Here is a 24,406-nt window from a genome sequence, read left to right as displayed (position 1 = left end):
AATACTAACTAACAAACATCTAAGAAAAACCTCATGTTTTTTTGATATATTATTCATTTTAAATAGGAATTAACCGTTAACATGAAATGATTTTACAACAAAATAATATGTTTTTTATAAAAGCTATTTTCTATTTACCTCCATTAAATGAGTGATTTCAAAATTTATAATGTGCAAAAAGAAAAGCCATTGTATTTTACAATGGCTTTGGAACGTAGAGATTTTATTATCCCCATAAAAAAAAATCTACATTTGGAAAGAACTAAATTAAAATCCTCTTATTTTTCTATTACGATAAATTCACTTCTTCTGTTTAGCTGATGTTCTTCTTCTGTACAATACACATAATCTTTACATTTATTTAGTAATCTGGATTCACCATAACCTCTACTTGTAATTCTATTTCGATTAATTCCATTTTTAATTAAATATTCTCTTGTACTTTTTGCCCTTCGTTTACTTAAAGCTGTATTATAATACCATATTGCACGACTATCTGTATGGGATCTGACTTGAATTTTAATACTTGGATATTTTTTTAATACTGCTAAAATTTTATCTAATTCAATAGCCGCATCTGGTCTGATAAAAGATTTATCAAAATCAAAATAGATTGGGTTTAAGACTAAAGTTTTCCCTAAATCATCTCCTTTTTTAATTTCTGTGATTTTTGGTAATATCACAGTATCTTTTTCAATTTTTGGTTCTTCTTTTTTCTTAATTTCTATTCGTGCAAAACTGTATATATCATCTTTTCCTTTTCCTTCTTTCCGATTTGATGAGAAATATCCTTTTTTAGAATCTTTGTTCATTATTATTGCAAAATCATCTGCTCTACTATTTATTGGTTTTCCAACATTTTCTACTTTCCAATTATCGCTGTCGGAAAATGATTTCACTTTGAAAATATCTAATCCGCCAAGTCCGACGTGACCATCTGAAGAAAAATACAAATCATTGTTAGCACTAATAAATGGAAAAGTTTCTTTTCCTTCTGTATTAATTGTTGCTCCTAAGTTAATTGGAACTCCGAATGATCCATCAGAATTTATTTCAACTTCATAAATATCTGACTCTCCTTTTCCTCCAGGCATATCTGAAGAAAAATATAATTTTTTTCCATCGTTACTCAAAGCAGGATGTGCTATAGAATAAGAATCACTATTAAAAGGTAATGGTTCAGGTTCTGTCCATTCTCCTCTAGCATTAACACTTGCTCGATAAATTTTTAACTTATCTGTTCTTATTCTTCTTTGTTGATTAAGTTTATCATAACTTCCTCCATCCTCATTATTTCTTGTGAAGTACACTATTTTTTTATTCTTTGTAAAAACTGGTGTTGATTCATGTAAATCGCTATTGAAAATATGATCCCATTTTTCAATTTCATATAAATCTCCTGTTTCAGGATCTGGTTTTCCTTTATAAAAATCTAAATACAATTCTTTATTCCATTCATGAATATTTTGTTTAGATGTTTCTTCTTTTCTAGAAGAACTAAAAAGTATATAATCACCATAATAAGTTGTACCAAAATCTGTAAAAGAAGAATTCATTTCTAAATTCTTAATTCTATATTTTTCTACTTCTGAATTGGTATCTTTTAAATAATTTTGTTTTTTAAGAAATAATTGCGCTCTCTTATCTTCTGGATTCAACCTTGAAAATTTGTGCATGTACAAATCTGCTTCCTTATAATTACCTATGGCTTTTAAGGTTTGTGCATATCTAAAGAAATATTCAGTTTTCACAATTGTTCCATATTTATTTAAAAGTATTTTATACCATTTTGAAGCATTTTCAAACTGACTATTAAAATAATAGCTGTTTCCTAATTTTGTAAAAAGTTCTGAGCTTTCAAAACCAGTATCCACTACTTTTAAATATGTATTTTGAGCATTTATGTATTCGTATTTATCGTATTGTTCATTTCCTTTCTTTAACAATCTATTTTGAGAAAAAACCGAAACATGCAATACTAAAACTGTTCCTAATACTAAGGTCCTTTTAAATGATTTTTTCATTTTCATCTTGATTTTAAAAAAAACGTGGTGTTAATCTTCTTATACTGATTTTAGGAAGATCGTAGCGTAACATTGCTTCATAACTACCGCTATTAAATCTTGTATTACCTAACTCTGTTGTTTCTCTATCATATGCAAATCCTAAGGTTAATGAATTAGAAATTCTAAATCCAACCAATGCACTTAAGGCAGCACTTACACGATAAGCTAAACCTAGCGTAAACTTTTCGTAAAACATAAAATTTGCTGATAAATCTATTTGTAAAGGAGTACCAAAAACTAATTTGGTTAATAATGCTGGTTTAAATTTTATATTATTATTTAAATCAAAAACATAACCACTAATTAGGTAATAGTTAATTCGTTCTTCACCTAAACTTTGATTCGTATTAAAATGGTTTGTTTCTAATAAATTAGGCACACTCAAACCAAGATAAAATCTATCTGTATTGTAATACATTCCTACACCAATATTAGGACTGAACTTATTAGTAATACTTGTAGAAAAACTAGAATCATCTAGATCAAATAAATCTAGTTTATTAAAATCTACACTAAGTAAATGTGCAACTCCTTTTAAACCAAAACTTAATTCTCCTTCTTCTGAAACAGGAATACGATATGATAAATCTAAATTTATATAAGTTTCTGAAGTCGGACCTATTTTTTCATTAATAACGGAAAGTCCAAGACCTAAACGCTGTAAAACACCTAAAGGAGTATCAACTGCTAAAGTCTGCGTAGTTGGTGCTCCTTCTAATCCTTGCCATTGATTTCTATATAAAGCAACAACATTTAATGCTCCTTTATTTCCTGCATAAGCAGGATTAACACTAATTGTGTTATACATATATTGCGTATACTGCGCATCTTGCTGAGCAGTACAAAAATTTACTATGATTAATAGTACAAATAACAAGCATCTTTTTTTCTTTCTTTTCATTTATATCTTCTATCTATTGTTTCATTTTTTAATGTGAACTAAATCATGTTTCATTCAATTGAATTGAATAAAAACACTTCTTTTAAAAAGCAAATATTTGGATGAGTTAATTGATATACAATGATAGAATAATCTTGTTGTAGAAGTAAAAAAAGAGTGTATACAAAAGGAAACGAGAGCGTATCAAAAGGTTACAGTTTGATTTTTTCAAAAACCTTTCTTTTTATTCAAAATGTTATTACTGGTAAAAAACAACTTCACTCAAAAAAACAATAACACACTGATAAACAATAAAAGAACATGAAAAAATGACTTAATTTCAATTTAAAATCACTAAAAACAAACATCTGTCCTCTCTTTGTCCACTATGAATTTTTCTCTATTTTAAAGCACTTCTCGTTTTTTGTTTTAATCAAATAATTATTTAAACTAAATTACTACAAAGAATGAAATCATTTTTGAAAAGACTACAATCGTCTATTGAAAAAAGAAGAAAAATTATACTCATATTAATATTGAGTATTAATCAACAACTACTAACTCAAAATACAAGTTTAACACAGTTTAATTTTAAAGTTAATTCTTATTCTTATGAAAGAAATGAAAGTATTTTAAATACAGTTTTAGGATTACAAAAAACCCTATTCTATACTATTGAAAATAAAACTACACATACTTCTTTTAAAAGTAAAATTGTAATTATCGGATTTTTCCTGTTTTTTCTAACCAGCTCCTATTTGATTATAAATCGTTACCGTTGTATTTTTCTTGAAAAACAAAAAAAGTTAGACATTCAAAGACAATTTTTACTAAAAAAAGAAAAAAAATTAGAGCAAAAAATAGACTTAAAAAACAAACAACTTAGTTCTTATGCTTTTAACTTTCAACAAAAAAATGAAATCATAAATAAGGTATTTTCTTTAGCCAGAGGTTTTGAAAAAACTTCTTCCCATTCAGAAGAAAAAAAACTAATTCAAGAACTAATACATATTGGAAAAGAAAATCTACAAGTTGATAAAGAATGGGAACACTTTAGACTTTTTTTTGAAGAAACTTTGGCAGATTTTCATTCTAAACTAAAATCGAAACATCCAGAGTTGAATCCAAATGACTTAAAAATATGTTCGTTGATTAGATTAAACTTAAATATAAAAGAAGCAGCTAATATTCTTAATATTTCTCCTGGAAGTTTGAAAACAGCACGATATCGTTTACGAAAGAAGTTAAATTTAAAAACTGGTCAAAAAATTATTGACTACATTATTAAAGTAGATCAAGAAGAACCTTGTTAATCATGCATAAAAATACGCCTTACTAAAATCAGTAAGGCGTATTTATGTTTTTCAGGATTATAAATTATCAAAAAAAAGTAAACTATCTTTTACATGGTTTTCCCAATATTCCCATTCATGTTTGCCAGAAAACTCTTCATAAATATGTGAAATATTTTCCTTTAATAATTCTTGATGCAATTCTCTGTTATATTCAATTAATTCATCGTTTTTACCACAATCAAATCGGAAAGGAATCATTTTAGCTTTATTTGTTTTTATAACTTCTAATACTGATTCTTCTTTTGAATTATCTTGCTTATAGTGATCTAAAGATTCTTCAACAAACAAACTCATTTGCAGTAAATCTGTTATAGAACTATGATCAGAAAAACCAGAAAAAACATGAGAATATTTAGCTCCAATTCTTAAAGCTCCAAATATGCAACCTTTTTTACCACCTTTTAATTAAAATTTAAATCTATTTTAAAAAAATAAATGTGAAGTATAAATAGTTAAAACAAGCTAGAAGAACTATAAAATCTATAAAAACAAAAAAGCCTTACTAAAACTAGTAAGGCTTATTGTGACCCCAAGCGGGGAGGTGTCGAATATTATTATTGAAGATTTTAGCTACATACTAGGTTGTATCAAAAATAGTATTCACTAATTTCTTGCTTAATTATAATTGTAATTTTTTTTAAAATTTCATTTTATGAAAGTGCATATATATATAAAACTATAGTCGCATTTTGTATTATGCCTTATTCTTAAAAAATATTACAATTATAACTATCTTAAATTAAATCACCTAAAACTAATCTTTCATTAATTTTTCAATATCATTCGGAAAGGCCATACGTTTTAATGGTGGGACATTTACACCTCCAGTATTTCCGAGAGGAACGTGATTAATAAATGATTTCCAACCACCAAATAGCAAACGTAATATTTGACCAATTACTTCTTTAACGTCTTTTCGCATTAACCCAAACTTTAGCATCAACCAATGAGAATATGTGTGCTCTAATGGATAAGATTGACCTATGATATGGCTTCTTTCCAAATGAAACCAAGCACTATTATATTGGTTGTTTTTTAGATAATAACGGTATTGCTTCAATTCCTTTTTATAAGCTTGATTTAAATGTTTAGGTATTTTTGTGTTAAACTTCATATCCATTGATTTTAGGATAAAACTAATTTAAAAGATGGTGCAATGGAAGTGCATTTATTGTCCACTACATTTATCGCAAATGCCTTTTACCACCAAGTTAACATTTTCAGAAACAAAACCTTCTGGCACTTTAATTTGAGGAATCTTATGTTCTGTTAAACAAATAGTTTCTTCGCAATTAGTGCAATGAAAATGCAAATGTAAATCTGTTTCAATTTCACAATTACAACCTTGTTCACATAATGCATATTTAGTTATTCCTGTTCCATCATCTATTTGATGTACTATATCATTTTTCTCAAGGGTCTTAATAGTTCTGTATAAAGTTGTTCTATCTGCTTTATCAAAGGCGTTTTCAATATCGCCTAATGTAATTGCCACTTCTTTTTCTGTAAGAAACTTATAGATTAACAAACGCATTGCAGTTACACGAATATTTTTTGATTCTAATAATTGTTCTATTGTTTCCATAATTAATGGTGGTCTTCGTTTCCAAATGGTTTAATAATAAGTCCTATGCTAAAAATAAAACCGTCAGTAGGTGCATAAATTTCAGGAAAAACAGGATTTTCGTGCGGTGGCAAAACCAAAGGTGAAAATCTGCTTTGTCTTCTATCTGTAAAGTTCTCAAAATTTACAAATACACTTCCTAATTTAAAATTACGCATAACCAATAACCCCATTGTAAAAAAATCGGTAGTTTCTGTTCCGTTAGATAAGAATTGCTTTCCTGTATAATAGGTCTCATAACCTACTCGCCATTTTTCAGATTCGTACATTAAAACACTACCTGCATTGTGCTTAGCTGTTAGTGGTTTTTGAGGGGTATCAGGTAAATAATTTAGTCTTGTATCTATAAACGCATAATTTAAGAACCACCTAAAGTCTTTGTAAGTAAATTTGATATTGGTTTCCGCTCCTTTGCTTAAAATTTCATCTGATGCATTTTCAAATTGAAATAATCCATTAGCTGTAGAATTTAAAAGTAGTCCATTATTTATTGCTGTAACATAGAATAATTGATTCACAGAAAAACCAATCTCATCAGATAAGCGAGTTTGATAGTTTACGTCAAAGTTAATTCCATAAGAACGTTCCGCATCTAGTGTTGATTTATCTATGGCTAGTACATTCTCAAAATTGATATACTCAGCTTCCTCCGTAAAAATATCAGGTATTTTATAGCCTAATCCACCACCTACTCGACTTGAAAATCCATTGTCACTTTTGTAAAGCAACGAAACTCGTGGCAATGGAAAAAAACCAAAGTCTGTATTATAATCTACTCGCAAACCTGTTTCTAAAATCCAGTTTTTAGATAGGTCATAAATATTGTTTGCAAATGCTCCAAAGGTGATATCTTTTTGGTCACGTTGTAACGGAGCATTATCATTTTCATCAAAATTCGATGTATAAAGATTAGCTCCCAATATCCAATCTGTTCTTTCGTTCCGTTTACTATAACTGAACTCGGTAAATGTATTTGTCTGCTTACCTTCAAAGTTTAGTGTTGGAACAACTAAACTTCTATCAAAAAATGACACACTATTTTTAAACTGTAACGAACTAACCGAATCCAATTGTGTTTCGTAGACAAACTGACTACTCAAACGTTTTGAATTATTTTCTTCAGTATATTGATGAATCCCATTTTGGTTATTTTCAATTTTAGTGATGTCACCACCAATTCTATCGTCATACGTTCCGTTTAATCCAAACCAAACTGTAGTCTTTTCTGATGGATAATAAAATACTTTTGGGTTAAAAGAAATTGATTTGGTTTTAGGCAAATTACTAAAATCATCGTCTTCAGGGTCGAATGCTTTTTGATAGTGACCAGAGCCATAAAGTGAAAATCCAAACTTCTCATTACGTTGACTATAAAATACATTTGCCGTACTACCCAATGCTTGGGTTTGTGTAAGCATAATATCTAATGAAGGTTCTTCATCTGGTGTTTTAGAAACCATATTCACCAATCCAGCTATTGCCCCACCACCATATAAAGTAGAAGAACTTCCTTTAATGATTTCAAACTGTTTTAGATCTAATGGTGGAATCTGTAAAATACTCAAACCACTTGAAAAGCCACTATACAAAGGAAAACCATCTCTTAAAAGCTGTGTGTATCTACCATCCAATCCTTGTATTCTTATATTGGTGTTACCACTACTTAATGAGGTTTGTTGCATTTGTATCCCTGTACTTTCACGAAGTACCATAGATATATTTGTAGGGTTCATAATTGCTTTTTCAGTTAATTCCTCTGTCCCTATAAATTCAATTCGAGTAGGAATCTTACGAACTGTTCTTGTACTACGAGTTGATTGAAGCACAACAGCTTCCAATTGGTTACTATCTTCTTTAAGCTTGAAGATTAAATTAGAATCATTAGGTACTTGGATTATAGTTTCTAAAGTTTGAAACCCTAAAAAAGAAATAACTATTTGATGTTTGCCATTTGGAATTTCTGAAAATTCTGCAATTCCATCAAAGTTAGTAACTGCACCTTTTTTTAATGCTTCAAAGTAAACCGTAGCCCCCATTAAAGGTTCGTTTTCAATCTCTGTAATAACTTTAACTTGTATATCTGATGTTTGTGCCTTTAATGATAGGCAAAGTATTAAAATGAGCTTTACGCTCAATATATATTTATTCATTGGAAATATAAATGTAATTGACTAATAATTTGATTTATGTATTCTGTTATTAGCTTATTACTTGAGGCGGTTGCCAGATATTGGAAAGAAAATTAAATCTATAAATAGGTTGGTAAGTAGAAATTAAGTTAGTTGATATGCTATTATAGTTAATTAAGCTATATACCCTTAAAGGTTCATAAGTTATTGACATACCACAACAATCACAAGCACAAGTGACAGGACAAGAATCATCAGAGTCTTCTTGATGATTATGATTAGACCCTATTTCACTTTGATGCAAATCTTCACTATTTGTTCCATCAGAACAAGGTTTTGCTGATAAAACTAAAAGTAATAATGACAATATGATTGCAATATTTTTCATCAACACAAAAGTAGTAATATTTTAATGCAATAGTTGTGCAAATACATTATTCTACAGACCTTCCTCTACACATAATACCCTTATTTTGTAAAAATATTGTTCCATTGCAGTCATTTTTATTTTCCGTATATTTGTATCACAATAATGAAACATTTGTTTTATAAAATAGCGTCTATTGTCATGGCATTAGTAGTTGTATTTTCTACGATGTCGTTTACTATCAATAACCATTTTTGTGGTGATACATTGGTGAGTACAAGCTATTTTAGTGAAGCAATAACTTGTGGAATGAAAATGAAGCAAGATACTAATAACAAAAAATGTTCCGTAGCTAAAAAGAATTGTTGTAAAGACGTTACACAACTTATCGAAGGGCAAGATAATTTAAAAAAGTCTTCGTTTGATAATTTATCTTTCGAGCAACAAGTTTTCTTAGCAAGCTTTTGTTATAGTTATATTAACATATTTGAAGGATTACATAATAAGGTAATTCCTTTTAAAAATTATTCTCCTCCACTCGTCATCAAGGATATTCACGTTCTCGACGAAGTATATTTAATCTGATTTTAAAGTATTAGACCAATTTATATCCATTGTTATTTCAAAGGATATATTGCTGTTCACGGTATTTATTTATACCAATGTCTAATCATTTAAAATCATTTTTTTATGCTCAATAAAAGCATCAAATTTTTAATAAAAAACAAACTCATTGCGGTTTTATTACTTACCTTATTTATAGGTTGGGGAGTTGTAAACGCACCTTTTAATTGGAATACAGGCTTTTTACCAAGCGCACCCGTAGCGGTAGATGCCATTCCAGATATCGGCGAAAACCAACAAATTGTATTTACAAAATGGGACGGACGTTCGCCACAAAACATAGAAGACCAAATAACCTATCCGTTAACCACCTCGTTGTTAGGCATACCAGGCGTAAAAACCATTCGTAGTTCCTCAATGTTTGGATTTTCGAGCATTTATGTAATTTTTGAAGAAGACATCGAATTTTACTGGAGCCGTTCACGCATCTTAGAAAAACTCAACTCGTTACAAAGTGGTTTATTGCCAGAGGGTGTTAATCCAACTTTAGGGCCTGATGCCACAGGCTTAGGACAAGTTTATTGGTACACATTAGAGGGTAGAGATAAAGACGGAAACGTTACAGGCAGTTGGGATTTACACGAACTGAGAAGTATACAAGATTACTATGTAAAATATGCTTTGTCATCAGCAGGTGGTGTGTCTGAAGTAGCATCAATTGGCGGATATGTTCAAGAATATCAAATTGACGTAAACCCTGAATTAATGCGTCAATACAACATCAATCTGCAGCAAGTTGTAAAAGCTGTAAAGCAAAGTAACCAAGACATCGGAGCGCAAACCATAGAAATTAATCAAGTAGAATATTTGGTGCGTGGTTTGGGTTATATCACATCTATAAAAGATATTGAAAATGCGGTAGTTTCATCAGCCAATTACACGCCAATAAAAATACAAGACATTGCCAAAGTATCGCTCGGCGCAAAAACTCGTAGAGGGATTTTAGATAAAGAGGGCGCAGAAGTCGTGGGCGGAGTTGTGGTGGCACGTTATGGTGCAAATCCGTTAGAGGTTATCAATAATACCAAAGAAAAAATTAAAGAATTAAGCGCAGGTTTGCCCTCAAAAGTATTGGCAGACGGTACAACATCTCAATTAACCATTGTACCGTTTTACGACCGTTCAGAATTGATACAAGAAACATTAGGAACACTTAACGAAGCGCTCACATTAGAAATACTCATTACCATTTTAGTAATTATTGTAATGGTGTATAATTTACGAGCATCCATATTAATTTCGAGCTTATTACCTGTGGCGGTTTTAATGGTATTTATTGCAATGAAAGCCTTTGGAATTGATGCCAATATCGTAGCCTTATCTGGAATTGCAATCGCTATCGGAACAATGGTAGATGTGGGTGTAATTCTATCAGAAAACATTTTAAATCATTTAGAAAAGAACGAAAATAATTTACCAATCAATACTGTAGTTTACAATGCTACTGCCGAAGTTTCGGGCGCAATTGTTACCGCTGTAATGACTACAATAATTAGCTTTTTGCCAGTATTTACAATGGTTGGCGCAGAGGGGAAATTATTTAGTCCTTTGGCGTTTACCAAAACCTTTGCACTTATTATGGCATTAGTGGTGGCGTTGTTTTTAATTCCGCCATTTGCAACTATCATTTTTAAACGAAGAAGTATTACCAAAAATCTATCGTACATCATCAATGCTGTATTAATTGGTTTGGGTGTTGTTTCTATTGTCTTCGGAAATTGGTTAGGAATACTCTTAATCGCTTTCGGTTGTACAGGCATTTTAAAACTGCAACAAAAAGTTTCCGACAAACAAGTAAATCTAATTAATATAGTTATTGCTTCATTAGCTATTGTATTTTTATTGGCTGAATATTGGCGACCATTAGGTGTAGGCAAAAGTGTATTGTTAAACCTGTTGTTTGTGGCTATTATTTGTTTCGGATTGTTAGGTGCATTCTCGTTATTACGAAAATATTATGCTCAAATTTTACAATGGGCATTAGCAAACAAAATACTCTTTTTGGCAATTCCAACGACGATTACCATTCTCGGATTTTTAATTTTCAAAAACACAGGCAAAGAGTTTATGCCGTCTTTAAACGAAGGCTCGTTTTTACTAATGCCAACCTCAATGCCACATTCGGGCGTTGAAGAAAACAAACGTGTTTTACAGCAGTTGGATATGGGTGTTGCCAACATTCCTGAAATAAAAACGGTAGTTGGTAAAGCAGGACGAACCGAATCGGCTTTAGACCCTGCACCACTTTCAATGTATGAAAACGTAATTATTTACAAACCCGAATATGCACTTAATAACCACGGCGAACGTCAGCGTTATCAAGTAAATAACGACGGATTATTTGTGTTGAAAAACGGCAAAACAGTAGCCAATCCAAATTCGACCGATGCAACTTCTAAAATTATTTTTTCGGATGTTTCTACCGATGAATTAATTGAAGACAACGACGGCGAGTTTTACCGAAATTGGCGACCGAACATAAAATCTACCAATGATATTTGGAATGAAATTGTAAAGGCAACCAAAATACCAGGCGTTACATCTGCACCAAAACTACAACCTATCGAAACCCGATTGGTAATGCTACAAACAGGAATGCGTGCGCCAATGGGTATCAAAGTAAAAGGACAAAATTTAAAAGAAATTGAAGCCTTTGGTGTGCAATTAGAAAGCATTTTAAAAACAGTTACAGGTGTTAAAAAAGAAGCCGTTTTTGCAGATAGAATCGTAGGAAAACCATATCTGTTAATCGACATCGACAGAGAAAAAATAGCACGTTACGGCGTTTCAATTCAAAAGGTGCAAGATGTTTTAAAAGTAGCTGTTGGTGGTATGCCTTTAACCCAAACCGTTGAAGGAAGAGAGCGTTACGGTGTGCGTGTTCGTTATCCAAGAGAACTGCGTACCACACCAACCGATTTAGAACAAATTTATGTACCAATAAGTAAAGGTAATTCTGTACCATTAAGTGAATTGGCAACCATTCGTTACGAACAAGGCGCACAAGTAATTAAAAGTGAAGATACCTTTTTAATTGGCTACGTGTTGTTTGATAAACTCAATGATTTTGCCGAAGTAACCGTAGTTGAAAATGCGCAAAAAGTCATTCAGCAAAAAATAGAAAGTGGCGAATTAATTGTACCAAAAGGTATTAATTTTCAATTTACAGGAACATACGAAAATCAGATACGAGCCGAAAAAACCTTGTCGGTAGTTGTACCATTAGCATTGCTTATCATTTTCATCATTTTATATTTTCAGTTCCGTTCAACAACTACTTCTTTAATGGTGTTTACGGCAATTATTGTCGCCTTTGCAGGCGGATTTATAATGATGTGGCTTTACGGACAATCGTGGTTTTTAAACTTTAGCTTTTTTGGGCAAAACATTCGAGAGCTGTTCCAAATGCATACAATTAATTTGAGTGTGGCGGTTTGGGTAGGTTTTATTGCCTTGTTCGGTATTGCCACCGACGACGGTGTAGTAATGGCAACCTATTTAAAACAAACCTTTGCCAAAAACGAACCAACAACAAAAGCCGATATACGAAAATCGGTTGTAGAAGCAGGCGAAAAGCGCATAAGACCGTGTTTAATGACAACAGCAACAACCGTTTTAGCATTACTGCCTGTACTCACATCCACAGGACGAGGAAGCGATATTATGATACCAATGGCAATTCCTGCCTTTGGTGGTATGATTATCGACGTTACATCTTATTTTTTACTGCCTGTGTTGTACAGTTTACGAGAAGAATTTTTATTAAAAAGAAAGACAAAAAATGAAAACTAAAAACATATTATCCATACTATTCATTCTTGTTTTTAGCGGATTTTCTAATGCACAAGAACTGCAATCGCTTATTGATGAAGCCTTGGCAAACAATCCAAAAATTAAACAGTTTGAACTGCAATACAAACGTGTTTCAGAAAAGGTAAACGAAGTAAATACCTTACCCAATACCAACATTGGCGTAGGATATTTTGTAAGCGAACCCGAAACACGAACAGGCGCACAACGTTTTAAAGTATCTGTAAATCAAATGTTGCCTTGGTTTGGTACAATTAGTTCGAGAGAAGATTATGTGAGTTCGTTAGCCGATGCCAAGTATGAAGATATTACCATTGCCAAACGACAATTAATCGCATCGGTATCAACTTCGTATTACAATTTGTACGCAATTAAGGCTAAACAGCAGGTTTTAACCGAAAATATCAACTTGCTAAAAACCTACGAAACTATGGCGTTAACGTCGGTTGAAGTTGGCAAAGCATCTGCCGTAGATGTGTTGCGTTTGCAAATGCGACAAAACGATTTAAACCAATCTAAAGCCGTTTTGCAACAACAGTTTTTAGCCGAACAAACAGCCTTTAATAAGCTATTAAACAGAGATAAAAACACTGCGGTAAATGTGGTTTCAGAATTAGAAATTCCGTTGGACGACAGCACGATAAATACAGATAGTTTACAATTTCATCCTGAATTAATAAAATACGACAAGTTGTATCAATCAGTTGAAAAATCTGAACTATTAAACCAAAAGGAAAGTAGCCCAATGATAGGCTTTGGGTTAGATTATGTTAACGTTGCGCAACGTCCAAATATGAATTTTAGCGATAACGGAAAAGATATTATAATGCCAATGGTATCGTTGTCTATTCCAATTTTCAATAAAAAATATAAGTCGAAAACCAAGCAAAACGAAATTCAGCGAGAAGAATTTAACAGCCAAAAACAAGAGCGATTTAACAAGTTAGAAACCTTGTTAGATAAAGCAATTAACGAGCGAGCATCGGCAAGAATACGATACAACACACAAAGCAAGAACTTGAAACAAGCTAAAAATGCCGAAACTATTCTTGTTAAAAGCTACGAAACAGGCACGATTGATTTTAACGATGTTCTCGATATTCAAGAATTGCAGTTAAAGTTTCAGTTAAACCAAATTAAGGCGGTGCAAAATTATTATGTACAACGTGCCATTATTAACTATTTAATTCAGTAAACAATGAAAATATTAAACACAATACTTCTATTATTCCTAACGTCAATTGCATTTGCCCAAGTAGGAACTAATGGTGATAACAGAAAAGAAGAAGGAAGGAAAATAAAAGAATATAATCTCACTATTGAGGAAAATGAAATGACACTTGCTGGTATAACTGCTAAAGGTATGACTATCAATGGTGGTATTCCCAGACCAGTTTTGGAATTTAATGAAGGTGACCTTGCTATTATTAATGTTACCAACAAAATGGATGTGGAAACGTCTGTGCATTGGCACGGATTAATTCTTCCTAATTTTTATGATGGTGTGCCCTATTTAACAACGCCACCAATAAAATCTGGTACAACATTTCAATATAGAATCCCAATCAACCAATCTGGTACGTATTGGTATCATTCCCATACAATGTTACAAGAGCAAAAAGGTGTTTATGGGTCTATTGTCATTCATCCAAAAGAAAAAACATTGGAATATGATAAAGATTTAGTCGTATTGCTTTCCGATTGGACAAATGAAAAACCAATGAATGTGCTTCGTAACCTTAAACGAGGTAACGAATGGTATCAAGTTAAAAAAGGAACAGCTGTACCGTTAAGTAGAGTTATAAAAGAAGGTGCATTAGGCGCGCAATTTAAGTTTTGGCGCGATAGAATGGAAGGCGCAGATATTGCGGACATTTATTACCCTGCATTTTTATCTAATGGTAAAAAACTGGCGGAATATCCAGAGTTTAAGTCTGGAGAAAAGGTAAGACTTCGCTTTATCAACGCATCTGCATCGACTTACTATTGGATGGATTTTGGAGCTGGTAATCCTAAAATCGTTTCAAGTGATGGAGTTGATGTTACACCCGTTAGTAAGAATAGATTCCTATTCGGTATAGCTGAAACTTATGATATAATTGTAACGATTCCAAATGGAACTCTAGAAATTACTGCTACAGCTCAGGATGGGTCAGGCAATACTTCCATTCGTTTGGGGAATGGTAAACTTTTTCCAGCAACTATAATAGACAGACCAAACAAAGTTGCGATGATGAAGCAAATGGCTAAAATGGATATGAAAATGGGTGCACCTGCAATGGCAGGTAATCAAAAGAAAAATACGCCTGAAGCTTTAATGAAAAAGTATGGGATGCAAATGGATATGAAAGATGGTAAGATGGATAACCAAATGAGTATGAAAATGGACGATCAAAAACCTATGAATGATAATCATATGCAAATGGAAATGGACAAAAAGAAGGATATGAAAAAGGATTCTATCCCAATGAGCCATAATATGTCTATGATTGAGAAAGACTCTAGGTCTTTTGATTACAATACACGTAAAACCTATTTCAACTACGATTTTTTGAAGGCAAAAGAAAATACCACTTATAAGGAAGATTTACCAGTAAATGACCTTTTACTTAACCTAACAGGTAATATGCAACGCTACGTGTGGAGTATAAATGGTGTGCCATTATCTGAAACAGATAAGATTAAAATTAAAGGAGGAGAGGTTACCAGAATAACATTAAATAACTTAACAATGATGCATCACCCAATGCATCTTCACGGTCATTATTTTAGAGTGATTAACGAAAATGGAGAACGTTCACCATTAAAGCATACGGTTAACGTGCCACCAATGCAAAAAGTGGTTATTGAATTTTATAACGAAGAATATGGTGATTGGTTTTTTCATTGTCACGTATTATATCATATGATGGGAGGTATGGCACGAGTATTTAGCTATAATACACCAAGGGATGAACGAATGAAGGATTATCCAGTAACAAATCTAATAGAAGAAACCGACCATTATTATTCTTGGGGAAGAGCTCGTGCAGGTTCCAATTTTTCAGAATTAAACCTTATGTCCAGTAATATTAGAAATGAATTTGGCTTGCGTGCCGAATTTGACTATAATAAAAATGCTGAAGTAGAAGTAAATTACAACCGATACTTAAATGATTGGGTGCGCCTGTATGCAGGTGTAAATACCGAAACGTCAACACCAGATTCTTATGACACGTTTAATACGGTAGGATTAGTTGGTATTAAATATTTCACACCCTATAGATTTAATGTAGATGTGAGCATGGATAATCAGTTACGCCCAAGAATACGTTTGGATAGAGAGCTATTAATTTTTCCTCGAATTTTTCTTGAAGGCGAATATGAATATAGAGCAGACTTTGGTTGGGTCAATGACATTGAAAGTAAATCTTATGAGGGAGAAACCCAATGGTTGGTTGGGGTATCTTATATTCTTTCAAGAAATTTTTCAATACAAGGCAACTATAACAACCGATATGGCTGGGGTGGTGGCCTTTTAGCAAGATTTTAATTTAAAAAAGTAAACAATGAAACACATATATAAAATTGACGGAATGACTTGCGGAAGCTGTAAAGCAAGCGTAGAAAAAAGTTTAAGTAGTTTGGGTAACGTTACCGATGTAAAGGTAAATCTTGAAAATAAAGAAGCTGAAATTACTATGAGTAAACATATTGGTTTATCAGATTTGCAAAATGTGTTGCAAGAAAAATACACCATTTTTGAAAAACCACCTGTTAAAAAGGTAGCTGCAAAAGCCTTTTCAGACTTTGAAATGGTACAAGAAAAAAGCAAAATCGAGCAATTAAAACCCTTGTTTTTAATCTTATTATACATAACCGTAGCAAGTATATTGTTACACTACAAAGATTGGAGTTGGCGAGAGTTTATGCTGGATTTTATGGGCTTGTTTTATATCGTGTTCAGCTTTTTTAAAATGTTAGATTTAAAAGGTTTTCCAGATAGTTTTAGAATGTACGACCCGTTAGCAAAACGAGTGCCTGTATATGCTAAAATTTATCCATTTATAGAAACCGCTTTAGGATTGATGCTTTTAATGCGATTTGAAATTAACATAGCACTAATTATAACCATTATCGTATTAGGAATAACAACCGTAGGAGTAACCAAAACATTACTTGATAAAAAGGCAATTCGTTGTGCGTGTTTAGGTACGGCTTTAAAACTACCAATGACCGAAGCAACTTTTATAGAAAATGCTATTATGTTAGTAATGGCTGTATTAATGTTAATCTTTTAAAAATGAAAAAATACATCATATACGTTATAATTTTAGTGGCAGGATTACTTTTAGGAAAGCTATTCTTTGGTAATTCATCAGATAAAGAAACAAGTCACAATCATAAAACCGATAGTGCCATATCACAAAAATGGACGTGTTCAATGCACCCACAAATTATGCAACCCGAAGCGGGCGACTGCCCAATTTGTGGTATGGATTTAATTCCTGCCGAAGCTGGTGCAGACGGTTTATCACCTAATCAATTTAAACTTACAAAAAATGCAATGGCATTGTCAAATGTGCAAACCACCATTATTGGTAACGCTACTGCAAATGCGGATAATGGAATAACCTTATCAGGAAAAATTGCCGAAAACGAACAAGCCAACGCAGTACAAGTAAGTTATTTTGCAGGACGAATAGAACGTTTAAATATTAGTTTTACAAGCGAAAGTGTTAGAAAAGGACAACTTTTAGCCACTATTTATTCGCCCGAATTGGTTAAGGCACAACAAGAACTATTAACTGCATCTACCTTAAAAGAAACACAGCCTGCATTGTATAAAGCGGTGCGTAATAAGTTAAAATTATGGAAGCTGTCAGATAACCAAATCAATCAAATTGAAAGTTCAAAAAAAGTAAAAGAAAACTTTCCTGTGTACGCTACTGTATCTGGAACAGTTTCAGAAAAATTAGTAGAACAAGGCGATTATATAAAACAAGGGCAACCCTTATTAAAAATTACCAATTTGAATACGGTTTGGGCAAATTTTGATGTGTACGAAAATCAAATCAGTAATTTTAAAGTTGGACAAGCTATTGCCATTACTACCAATGCCTATCCTAACGAAGTTTTTAATGCGAAAATTTCGTTTATCAATCCAGTTTTAAATCCGCAAACTCGTACTGTAACTATTCGAGCGGTTTTAAACAATCGCAAAGAGCTATTTAAACCCGAAATGTTTGTAACAGGAAAAGTAGATGCCAAAGTAAAAGATGCCAAAGCGCAATTATTGATACCTGCATCGGCTGTACTATGGACAGGAAAACGCTCAATAGTATATGTAAAACCAGATGCCGACAATCCTATTTTTGAAATGAAAGAAATAGTATTAGGTAGCAAATTAGGCGACAATTACGAAGTAAAAAGCGGTTTGCAACAAGGCGATGAAGTGGTAACCAATGGAGTATTTACTATTGATGCATCGGCACAATTACAAGGCAAAAAGTCGATGATGAACCATAAAAAAGAAATGAGCGAACAGTTTGAAGTGAGTAAAAAATTCAAGTCGCAATTACAGACAGCCTACGATGAATACATCAAATTAAAAGACAATTTGATAAAATCAGATGCGGAATTATCAAAAAATAGTGCTTTAAATTTATACAAAGCACTACAAAAAATTGATATGAAACTATTAGCTAATAATGAGGCTCACATACAATGGATGATGCTAAATAAAACTTTAATATCGAGTAGTAATGCTATTGCTAATTCCGAAAATATTAAAATACAACGTAAACAATTTAAGATATTATCAGAGCATTTTATTTTGGCTGTACAATCCTTTGGTATCAATGAAATTAGTTACAAACAATATTGCCCAATGGCAGATAGCGACAAAGGAGCATATTGGTTAAGTAAAGAAAAACAAGTATTAAATCCGTATTTCGGCGAGATGATGTTGAAATGTGGTGAAGTAAAACAAGTAATAAATAACAATTAAAATTTTAAATAATGAAAAAAGTGATGTTAAGCGTAGCCATCATAGCTACAATTGGTTTAGTAAGCTGTAAAAATGAAACTAAAAAAGAAACCACTAAAACAGAGCAAACCACAGCAAACAAATTAGCTTCTACTGAAACAACATTTGGGGTGCGTGGTAATTGTGGTATGTGTAAAAGCACCATTGAAAAAGCAGCAAATAGTATTCAAGGCGTATCTAAAGCAATTTGGGATGTTGACAAAAAGAAAATAGACGTTTCTTTCGATGCATCTAAAACAAATGTAGAAGCTATTCACAATGCAATTTCAGCTTCAGGCTATGATACAGATAAAGTAATGGGCAATGAATCTGCTTATGAGAATTTACCTGCGTGTTGTAAGTATGACCACCAGATGAAAATGGGTTTAAATTAGAACAAAAAGAAAAAAGCTGCTAAATACTATATATAGTCTATAAAAAAGAGTCTTTATTTTAGACTCTTTTTTACTTTTATGAGTAGTTAGGTTTACAGAAATATAGAAGCACATTTTGCATATATATATTTAGATACTTATATCATGGTAAATTTTCTGATTAACCAATCAAAAAAGGAATTTATACTTCTAAACATAAAACCTTATTTTTGTTTTTATGGATATTAAATTAACCGAAGCCGAAAAAATAAAAATTCTAAACTCAGATGACATTTACGGAATCATGCAAAAAATCTTGCTCCGTGAAGATAAAATAGACCAAAACAGAGAACACTTTTGGGTTATTGGTTTAGAGAATAATAACCGTATTCTTTTTATTGAATTAATAAGCTTAGGAACAATAAACAAAACACTTGCCGAACCAATGGAAGTATTTAGTTTGGCATTGCAAAAACGCGCGGTTAAAATCATTTTATGCCATAATCATCCTAGCGGAGAACTGAAACCATCCGAAGGAGATAAAAATATTACAGACCGATTAATACAAGTAGGTATTATTGTTGACACACCTGTATCTGACCATCTAATTATTACTCCTAAAAGTTATTTAAGTTTTAAAAATATAGGTTTATTAGAAGAACTTGAAAAAAGCACAAAATATGTTCCTCAATATGTACTAGAAGAAAGAATAAAAAAAGATGCTGCTAAAATAGCTGAACAAAAAAAAGCAATTGAAGTAGCCAAGCAACTTAAAAGAAAAGGAGTTGATAATGAAACGATTGCTTTTTCTACTGGGTTACCTGTCCAAGAAATTGAGAAACTGAGAGTTAAAAAACTTTAACATCATCTTCGTTTTATACCTCTTTTCTTTCTACGTTTTTTCTTTACGGTATTATCGTCTATTTCTTTAGGAATATCCATTAATACCAAGTTTCCCAAAGCCTCCATAATATTTGCATTAGAAAAGCTTTGCTCTTTTTCTATTGGTTCATTTTCTATACCTTCTATAAAATGTTCCTCTGAGTTTTCTTTGACGAAAGTTGAGATTGGTGGTTCTGCTTCGTTCCACAGGCGGTGAAATACATTTGCAGATACATCTTTACCTAAACGAGAACCATTAAATACCGTTTTAGAAATGTGGTCTATAAAACTGATTCCATAAATTCTGCCTTGCTTGTTTTCTCGAACAAAAGTTGATATTTTATTATCCTGTAAATACTTTTTAAAACCTTCTTGACTCTGATATTTTTGCATTGCATCACGCACCAATTCACGAACTCGCTTTTGGGGTTTATAGGTGTTAATAAAAGCTTTTGATTTTTTAAACTTTCGGTGTAAATCTATTAAACCAACAGGTTGTGAAAAACGAGAAGATTTAAACGGGTTACTTACTTTTTCTCCTGCATCATTCGTAGCGAAATATACCAACCCTCGTTTTTCTTTTCCATGAATAATTCCACGAACTTCTTGTGATGTTATATTGAAAAAAGATAAAAAAGCATTGTATTCCCCAAATGTTTGGTAATGATAATTTTCATTTACAAATGTGAGTACTGAGGTAATCTGTTGCTTTAAATTATTCTTAGTCGCATCTACTTTTTGTATTGGAATATCCTTTTTTTCAATCTTGTCAATTGCCGAAGTAAGCTGAAACTGTTTTTCCAATTTTCGGCAAACCTTCATAGAACGTACTTTTTCAAAACTATCAGCAATACGTTTGCCATATTCATCAACACAAGTTGAAACAATATGAATATGAGCTCTTTCGGTATCAGTGTGTTTAAACACCACATAAGGCTGTTCTCCATATCCCATTTCCTGCATATAATTTTCGGCTAATGTGCTAAAAAGTTCATCTGAAACTGCATCTTTCGGGTTTGGATTTAACGAAATATGAAGTATAGGTTTTTCGGTACGGTTATTTGCAATCAGATAAGGTTCAAAAGAACGTTCCAATAACGGAATGGTAAATTCTCCTGTCAATGGAAGCATCATTCTATTACAATGAATAATGCTTCCTTGTTCCTTTTCAATCTTCTCATAATTGTATAATAACACTCCTTTTAAGTGATTTCCGCGTCCTATTTTTGCTATCATTATTTTCAAATTTTGGAATTAAAACAGATGCTTTTTCATCATTTTAATTCGTTAGTAATACAACTTCCTATTCATTTATTTTCAAAATCCTCGACTTCGGAGGGATTTTAAACTCCGTAGGACAAGTTTGTATTGAGAGGCACAAAAGTATTTTTGAGGCACTCATTACACAACTTGCTCTGTTCCGTTGAACAGTTTTTAGTGTAGTAATGGAATATTACTACTTCTAGAACTGATTATTACAAATTAAAAATGGATAAATAGTAATAACACTATGGTAGTTACGGACAAAACAAGACACCAAAAGCCATTAGACTCCAAAGGGTGAAATTTTAAAACAAAAACAAAGTAAAAGTGCTGTTTCTTTGGTGTATCGCCGTATCGCTGTATGACCGTATCGCTGTTTCGTCGGCTGACTTTACCATTGTAGAGCTAGCTAGTCATCCATCCAAACATTTGTATGACTGGTTGTGTAGAAATATCTATAGTTGATTGTACCATTAGCTAATTAACTAGATAGCTATTTATTCAGCTAATTAATTGTAAATGCAGAAGTAAGTACGATTAGCTAGTACCACAGCCAGCTAGTTAGTTAGTCGGAAATATCATCAATAAAAAAGAAACCATTTATTTTTCAATGAATTTTAAGGGGTATAGGTTTGATGTTCCATTAATAGCAAAATAGATGAAGTGGAATTTGTCAAGACTTTTAGGAAATAATTAGGTGTGTTTGCGACGTAGTAAAATGCTTGCATTTTCAAGGAAGTAGATACCTTAATATTTTCTAAAACTTGTACAGTCTTTACAAATTTCATAAGGATATATAGCAGTTCTTTTGAAAGTGGTTGTGTTTGAGCGTACAGGCAGTTAAGCGAAAAAAGCAACCGCTTTCAAATTAGAACTCCTTATATCCTACTCGTTTTTCGTTGTCCCGAAAAATGGTAAAAGCTTCATCTATTACAAACCCCTTAAAATTTAAAAAAACTAATGGTAAAAATCGAATCCAATAGTAAACGATCATACTTAAATCAGACAAGTAAAGACAAATAGAGCCGATTCTAATTACTTATAGATTACAAGACCTTCAAAGCCATAAGTTTATAAAAAGAAGTAAAAAACATGCTTCTGTTTATCAATCTATGCAACACATCAATGAGGAAAATATAGCACAAGCAACAGAGAGGGTAAAACAACGATTACCTATTGAAAAAATACGCCAAATCCCTAAGTATAAAAACATATCTGTTGAAGCATATCATCAGCTTATTAAAAATGCGGAAACCTTTTCTTTACTCGTATTGCAAACCTTTACTGTACAAGATCAAAATATTTTTTAACAGATATTCTTACACAAAACTTATATAGACCTATATCTTTGTTATTGATCTTCAATACCTAAAATCATGGATAACTTAGCTCTTTTCAAACAATTCGCTCCAGAAGCTCCAAAAAAATTTCAAGATGGTAACAATGCGGTGATTTATACCCGTGTTTCCTCTAGCGACCAAGAAGACAATACTAGTTTAGCTTCTCAAAAAAAACATTGTGATTTATATGCTCAAAGACGAAATTTAAATGTGGTGGGGTATTTTGGAGGCACATATGAATCTGCCAAAACAGATGATAGAAAAGAGTTTAATCGAATGCTCACCTTTGTAAAACGTTCAAAAAACATAAGCTATATTATTGTATATTCCTATGAACGTTTTTCTCGCTCAGGCATCAATGGAGCATCTATTGCAGAGGAATTACTCAAAAAATATGGTGTCATTACATTAGCTATTACACAAGAACTTGACCCAACTACTCCTTCAGGTTCTTTTCAGCAAAAAATCTTTTTCCTTTTTGGGCAAATGGATAATGAACTTAGGAGAGATAAAACCGTTACAGGGATGAAAGAACTCCTTTTAAAAGGGTATTGGGTTTGGGCTGCTCCTAGAGGATACAAAGACTTAAATAAAGGAAAAGCTACAGAACGTAAGTTAGTGATCAATGAAGAAGGAAAACTACTGAAAAAAGCGTTTGAATGGAAAGCTTACAATCAATTACCAAACGTAGAAATTGTAAGACGTTTAAAGAAAATGGGAGTTAACTTATCTGAAAGACGTTTGAATGATTTGTTTTCCAATCCTTTTTATTGTGGGCTGATTACAAGTAAAATGATTCCAGACCAAGTAGTTGAAGGGAATCATGAAGCCATGATTTCAAAAGAACTTTTTTTACAAGTGCATAATATTAGAAAAGAAAAACGTGTACATGGCTTTGTGCATAATAAAGACAATGACAACTTGCCGTTAAAAGTCTTTACAAAGTGTTCTAAATGTGAAAAAGCAATGACGGGCTATTTAGTGAAGAAGAAAAACTTGTATTACTATAAATGCCGTACAAAAGGCTGTAAGGTAAATCGTAGTGCCAAAGCAATGCATGAGTTATTCAGTAACGTACTTACTAATTTTAAAATTGAAAAAGAAGAATTAGACATTATCAAAGTACAATTGGAGGAACAAATGAGTGGATTCTTTAGATCGAAAATAGAGAACGAAACAGCTTTAAAAGCCAACTTAAATGTTTTAAAAAAGAAACTAGAAAATATCGAAGAACGATTTGTTATTGGTGAAATAGATCGACCTCTTTATGATAAATACAGCTCCAAATACAAAAATGAATATTTTGAAATTGAACAAGAAATTGAAAAAACAAGCGGATACAGTTCGAACCTCAAAAAAGTAATCCATTTTGTTACCAAAACAGCCACCAATGTACTGCCGTTGTGGGAATCCTCTACACTAGAGAATAAAAAGCTTTTTCAGAAAATGCTATTTCCTGAAGGAATCTACTATAATCGAGAATTAGACCAAGTTCGAACCACTAGAATAAATTCGTTTTTCTCGCTAATCCCAGAGATGACAAGTAATACGGGAAATAAAAAAAGCGGAAATTCTATCATATCTGATAAAAAATCCGCTTTAGTGATCGCGACAGGATTCGAACCTGTTAGTATATTATTAGTGTTTATAGTATTTTCAGTTTAACTTCAACTTTTTACTACCTT

At 32.1% G+C, this 24,406-nt stretch carries 19 protein-coding genes; 11 read left to right on the top strand and 8 right to left on the bottom strand.

The features are described 5' to 3' along the window. Positions 1-278 precede the first annotated feature (278 nt). Positions 279-2,024: an OmpA family protein gene (locus tag Q1A46_RS08310; RefSeq protein WP_299676562.1), complete on the bottom strand. Its 1,746-nt coding sequence runs from the start codon at positions 2,022-2,024 to the stop codon at positions 279-281. 13 nt (positions 2,025-2,037) lie between these two features. Further along, positions 2,038-2,967, bottom strand: a complete 930-nt coding sequence (locus tag Q1A46_RS08305; RefSeq protein ID WP_299676559.1) for a type IX secretion system membrane protein PorP/SprF — start codon at positions 2,965-2,967, stop codon at positions 2,038-2,040. Between the two features lie 446 nt (positions 2,968-3,413). On the opposite strand from Q1A46_RS08305, the gene Q1A46_RS08300 reads away from it, so the two are divergent. Then, positions 3,414-4,259, top strand: coding sequence for a hypothetical protein (locus Q1A46_RS08300; RefSeq protein ID WP_299676556.1), 846 nt, complete (start codon positions 3,414-3,416; stop codon positions 4,257-4,259). Positions 4,260-4,316: 57 nt separating this feature from the next. Here the strand turns inward: Q1A46_RS08300 and Q1A46_RS08295 are convergent, their stop codons facing one another. The 5 genes from Q1A46_RS08295 to Q1A46_RS08275 all read right to left on the bottom strand — a co-directional run bounded on the left by Q1A46_RS08295 (position 4,317) and on the right by Q1A46_RS08275 (position 8,442). Next, entirely contained in the window at positions 4,317-4,664 is a 348-nt protein-coding gene (locus Q1A46_RS08295; RefSeq protein ID WP_299676645.1) for a hypothetical protein, read from the bottom strand. A gap of 391 nt (positions 4,665-5,055) precedes the next feature. Then, positions 5,056-5,415, bottom strand: a complete 360-nt coding sequence (locus Q1A46_RS08290; protein ID WP_132723737.1) for a DUF3703 domain-containing protein — start codon at positions 5,413-5,415, stop codon at positions 5,056-5,058. A 54-nt stretch (positions 5,416-5,469) separates the two neighbouring features. Next, positions 5,470-5,886 carry a Fur family transcriptional regulator gene (locus Q1A46_RS08285; RefSeq protein WP_299676553.1) on the bottom strand — a complete coding sequence of 139 codons (417 nt, stop codon included), beginning with the start codon at positions 5,884-5,886 and terminating at the stop codon, positions 5,470-5,472. A 2-nt stretch (positions 5,887-5,888) separates the two neighbouring features. Continuing rightward, positions 5,889-8,075 (bottom strand): TonB-dependent receptor, encoded by a 2,187-nt coding sequence (locus Q1A46_RS08280; protein ID WP_132723735.1) that lies wholly within the window; start codon positions 8,073-8,075, stop codon positions 5,889-5,891. A gap of 49 nt (positions 8,076-8,124) precedes the next feature. Continuing rightward, entirely contained in the window at positions 8,125-8,442 is a 318-nt protein-coding gene (locus tag Q1A46_RS08275; protein WP_132723734.1) for a DUF6660 family protein, read from the bottom strand. Between the two features lie 180 nt (positions 8,443-8,622). Here Q1A46_RS08275 and Q1A46_RS08270 point away from each other — a divergent pair, with 180 nt between their 5' ends. The 8 genes from Q1A46_RS08270 (at position 8,623) to Q1A46_RS08235 (ending at position 20,098) form a co-directional block, all read left to right on the top strand. Further along, on the top strand, positions 8,623-9,006 hold the full coding sequence (locus Q1A46_RS08270) for a hypothetical protein (protein ID WP_132723733.1): 384 nt from the start codon (positions 8,623-8,625) through the stop codon (positions 9,004-9,006). 105 nt (positions 9,007-9,111) lie between these two features. Beyond that, a complete protein-coding gene (locus Q1A46_RS08265) occupies positions 9,112-12,837 on the top strand; it encodes an efflux RND transporter permease subunit (protein ID WP_299676548.1) in 3,726 nt (1,241 codons plus the stop codon). Continuing rightward, positions 12,827-14,050 (top strand): TolC family protein, encoded by a 1,224-nt coding sequence (locus Q1A46_RS08260; protein ID WP_299676545.1) that lies wholly within the window; start codon positions 12,827-12,829, stop codon positions 14,048-14,050. The genes Q1A46_RS08265 and Q1A46_RS08260 overlap by 11 nt, the downstream gene beginning before the upstream one ends. 3 nt (positions 14,051-14,053) lie before the next feature. After that, positions 14,054-16,387, top strand: coding sequence for a multicopper oxidase domain-containing protein (locus Q1A46_RS08255; protein WP_299676542.1), 2,334 nt, complete (start codon positions 14,054-14,056; stop codon positions 16,385-16,387). Between the two features lie 16 nt (positions 16,388-16,403). Continuing rightward, on the top strand, positions 16,404-17,135 hold the full coding sequence (locus tag Q1A46_RS08250) for a heavy-metal-associated domain-containing protein (protein WP_132723729.1): 732 nt from the start codon (positions 16,404-16,406) through the stop codon (positions 17,133-17,135). A gap of 2 nt (positions 17,136-17,137) precedes the next feature. Beyond that, positions 17,138-18,844, top strand: a complete 1,707-nt coding sequence (locus tag Q1A46_RS08245) for an efflux RND transporter periplasmic adaptor subunit (RefSeq protein WP_132723728.1) — start codon at positions 17,138-17,140, stop codon at positions 18,842-18,844. Between the two features lie 11 nt (positions 18,845-18,855). After that, positions 18,856-19,257: a heavy-metal-associated domain-containing protein gene (locus tag Q1A46_RS08240; protein WP_132723727.1), complete on the top strand. Its 402-nt coding sequence runs from the start codon at positions 18,856-18,858 to the stop codon at positions 19,255-19,257. Positions 19,258-19,474: 217 nt separating this feature from the next. Beyond that, positions 19,475-20,098 (top strand): JAB domain-containing protein, encoded by a 624-nt coding sequence (locus Q1A46_RS08235; protein ID WP_132723726.1) that lies wholly within the window; start codon positions 19,475-19,477, stop codon positions 20,096-20,098. A 2-nt stretch (positions 20,099-20,100) separates the two neighbouring features. Here Q1A46_RS08235 and mobB read toward each other — a convergent pair whose 3' ends face one another. After that, on the bottom strand, positions 20,101-21,354 hold the full coding sequence (gene mobB, locus Q1A46_RS08230; protein ID WP_132723725.1) for a conjugal transfer protein MobB: 1,254 nt from the start codon (positions 21,352-21,354) through the stop codon (positions 20,101-20,103). Positions 21,355-22,493: 1,139 nt separating this feature from the next. Here mobB and Q1A46_RS08225 point away from each other — a divergent pair. Then, positions 22,494-22,691: a hypothetical protein gene (locus Q1A46_RS08225; protein WP_132723724.1), complete on the top strand. Its 198-nt coding sequence runs from the start codon at positions 22,494-22,496 to the stop codon at positions 22,689-22,691. Positions 22,692-22,757: 66 nt separating this feature from the next. Then, positions 22,758-24,386 (top strand): recombinase family protein, encoded by a 1,629-nt coding sequence (locus Q1A46_RS08220; RefSeq protein ID WP_299676535.1) that lies wholly within the window; start codon positions 22,758-22,760, stop codon positions 24,384-24,386. Positions 24,387-24,406 lie beyond the last annotated feature (20 nt).

The sequence above is a fragment of the uncultured Tenacibaculum sp. genome (assembly GCF_947502995.1).
Classification (GTDB): Bacteria; Bacteroidota; Bacteroidia; order Flavobacteriales; family Flavobacteriaceae; genus Polaribacter.
This window is presented reverse-complemented; position numbering and strand designations above follow the sequence as displayed.

Coding starts and splice junctions, on each gene's coding strand:
- Q1A46_RS08260 (WP_299676545.1), top strand. CDS start 12,827: ATGAAAACTAAAAACATATTATCCATACTATTCATTCTTGTTTTTAGC.
- Q1A46_RS08265 (WP_299676548.1), top strand. CDS start 9,112: ATGCTCAATAAAAGCATCAAATTTTTAATAAAAAACAAACTCATTGCG.
- Q1A46_RS08280 (WP_132723735.1), bottom strand. CDS start 8,075: ATGAATAAATATATATTGAGCGTAAAGCTCATTTTAATACTTTGCCTA.
- Q1A46_RS08255 (WP_299676542.1), top strand. CDS start 14,054: ATGAAAATATTAAACACAATACTTCTATTATTCCTAACGTCAATTGCA.
- Q1A46_RS08250 (WP_132723729.1), top strand. CDS start 16,404: ATGAAACACATATATAAAATTGACGGAATGACTTGCGGAAGCTGTAAA.
- Q1A46_RS08310 (WP_299676562.1), bottom strand. CDS start 2,024: ATGAAAAAATCATTTAAAAGGACCTTAGTATTAGGAACAGTTTTAGTA.
- Q1A46_RS08290 (WP_132723737.1), bottom strand. CDS start 5,415: ATGAAGTTTAACACAAAAATACCTAAACATTTAAATCAAGCTTATAAA.
- Q1A46_RS08285 (WP_299676553.1), bottom strand. CDS start 5,886: ATGGAAACAATAGAACAATTATTAGAATCAAAAAATATTCGTGTAACT.
- Q1A46_RS08300 (WP_299676556.1), top strand. CDS start 3,414: ATGAAATCATTTTTGAAAAGACTACAATCGTCTATTGAAAAAAGAAGA.
- Q1A46_RS08275 (WP_132723734.1), bottom strand. CDS start 8,442: ATGAAAAATATTGCAATCATATTGTCATTATTACTTTTAGTTTTATCA.
- Q1A46_RS08220 (WP_299676535.1), top strand. CDS start 22,758: ATGGATAACTTAGCTCTTTTCAAACAATTCGCTCCAGAAGCTCCAAAA.
- Q1A46_RS08240 (WP_132723727.1), top strand. CDS start 18,856: ATGAAAAAAGTGATGTTAAGCGTAGCCATCATAGCTACAATTGGTTTA.
- Q1A46_RS08235 (WP_132723726.1), top strand. CDS start 19,475: ATGGATATTAAATTAACCGAAGCCGAAAAAATAAAAATTCTAAACTCA.
- Q1A46_RS08305 (WP_299676559.1), bottom strand. CDS start 2,967: ATGAAAAGAAAGAAAAAAAGATGCTTGTTATTTGTACTATTAATCATA.
- Q1A46_RS08245 (WP_132723728.1), top strand. CDS start 17,138: ATGAAAAAATACATCATATACGTTATAATTTTAGTGGCAGGATTACTT.
- mobB (WP_132723725.1), bottom strand. CDS start 21,354: ATGATAGCAAAAATAGGACGCGGAAATCACTTAAAAGGAGTGTTATTA.
- Q1A46_RS08270 (WP_132723733.1), top strand. CDS start 8,623: ATGGCATTAGTAGTTGTATTTTCTACGATGTCGTTTACTATCAATAAC.
- Q1A46_RS08225 (WP_132723724.1), top strand. CDS start 22,494: ATGCAACACATCAATGAGGAAAATATAGCACAAGCAACAGAGAGGGTA.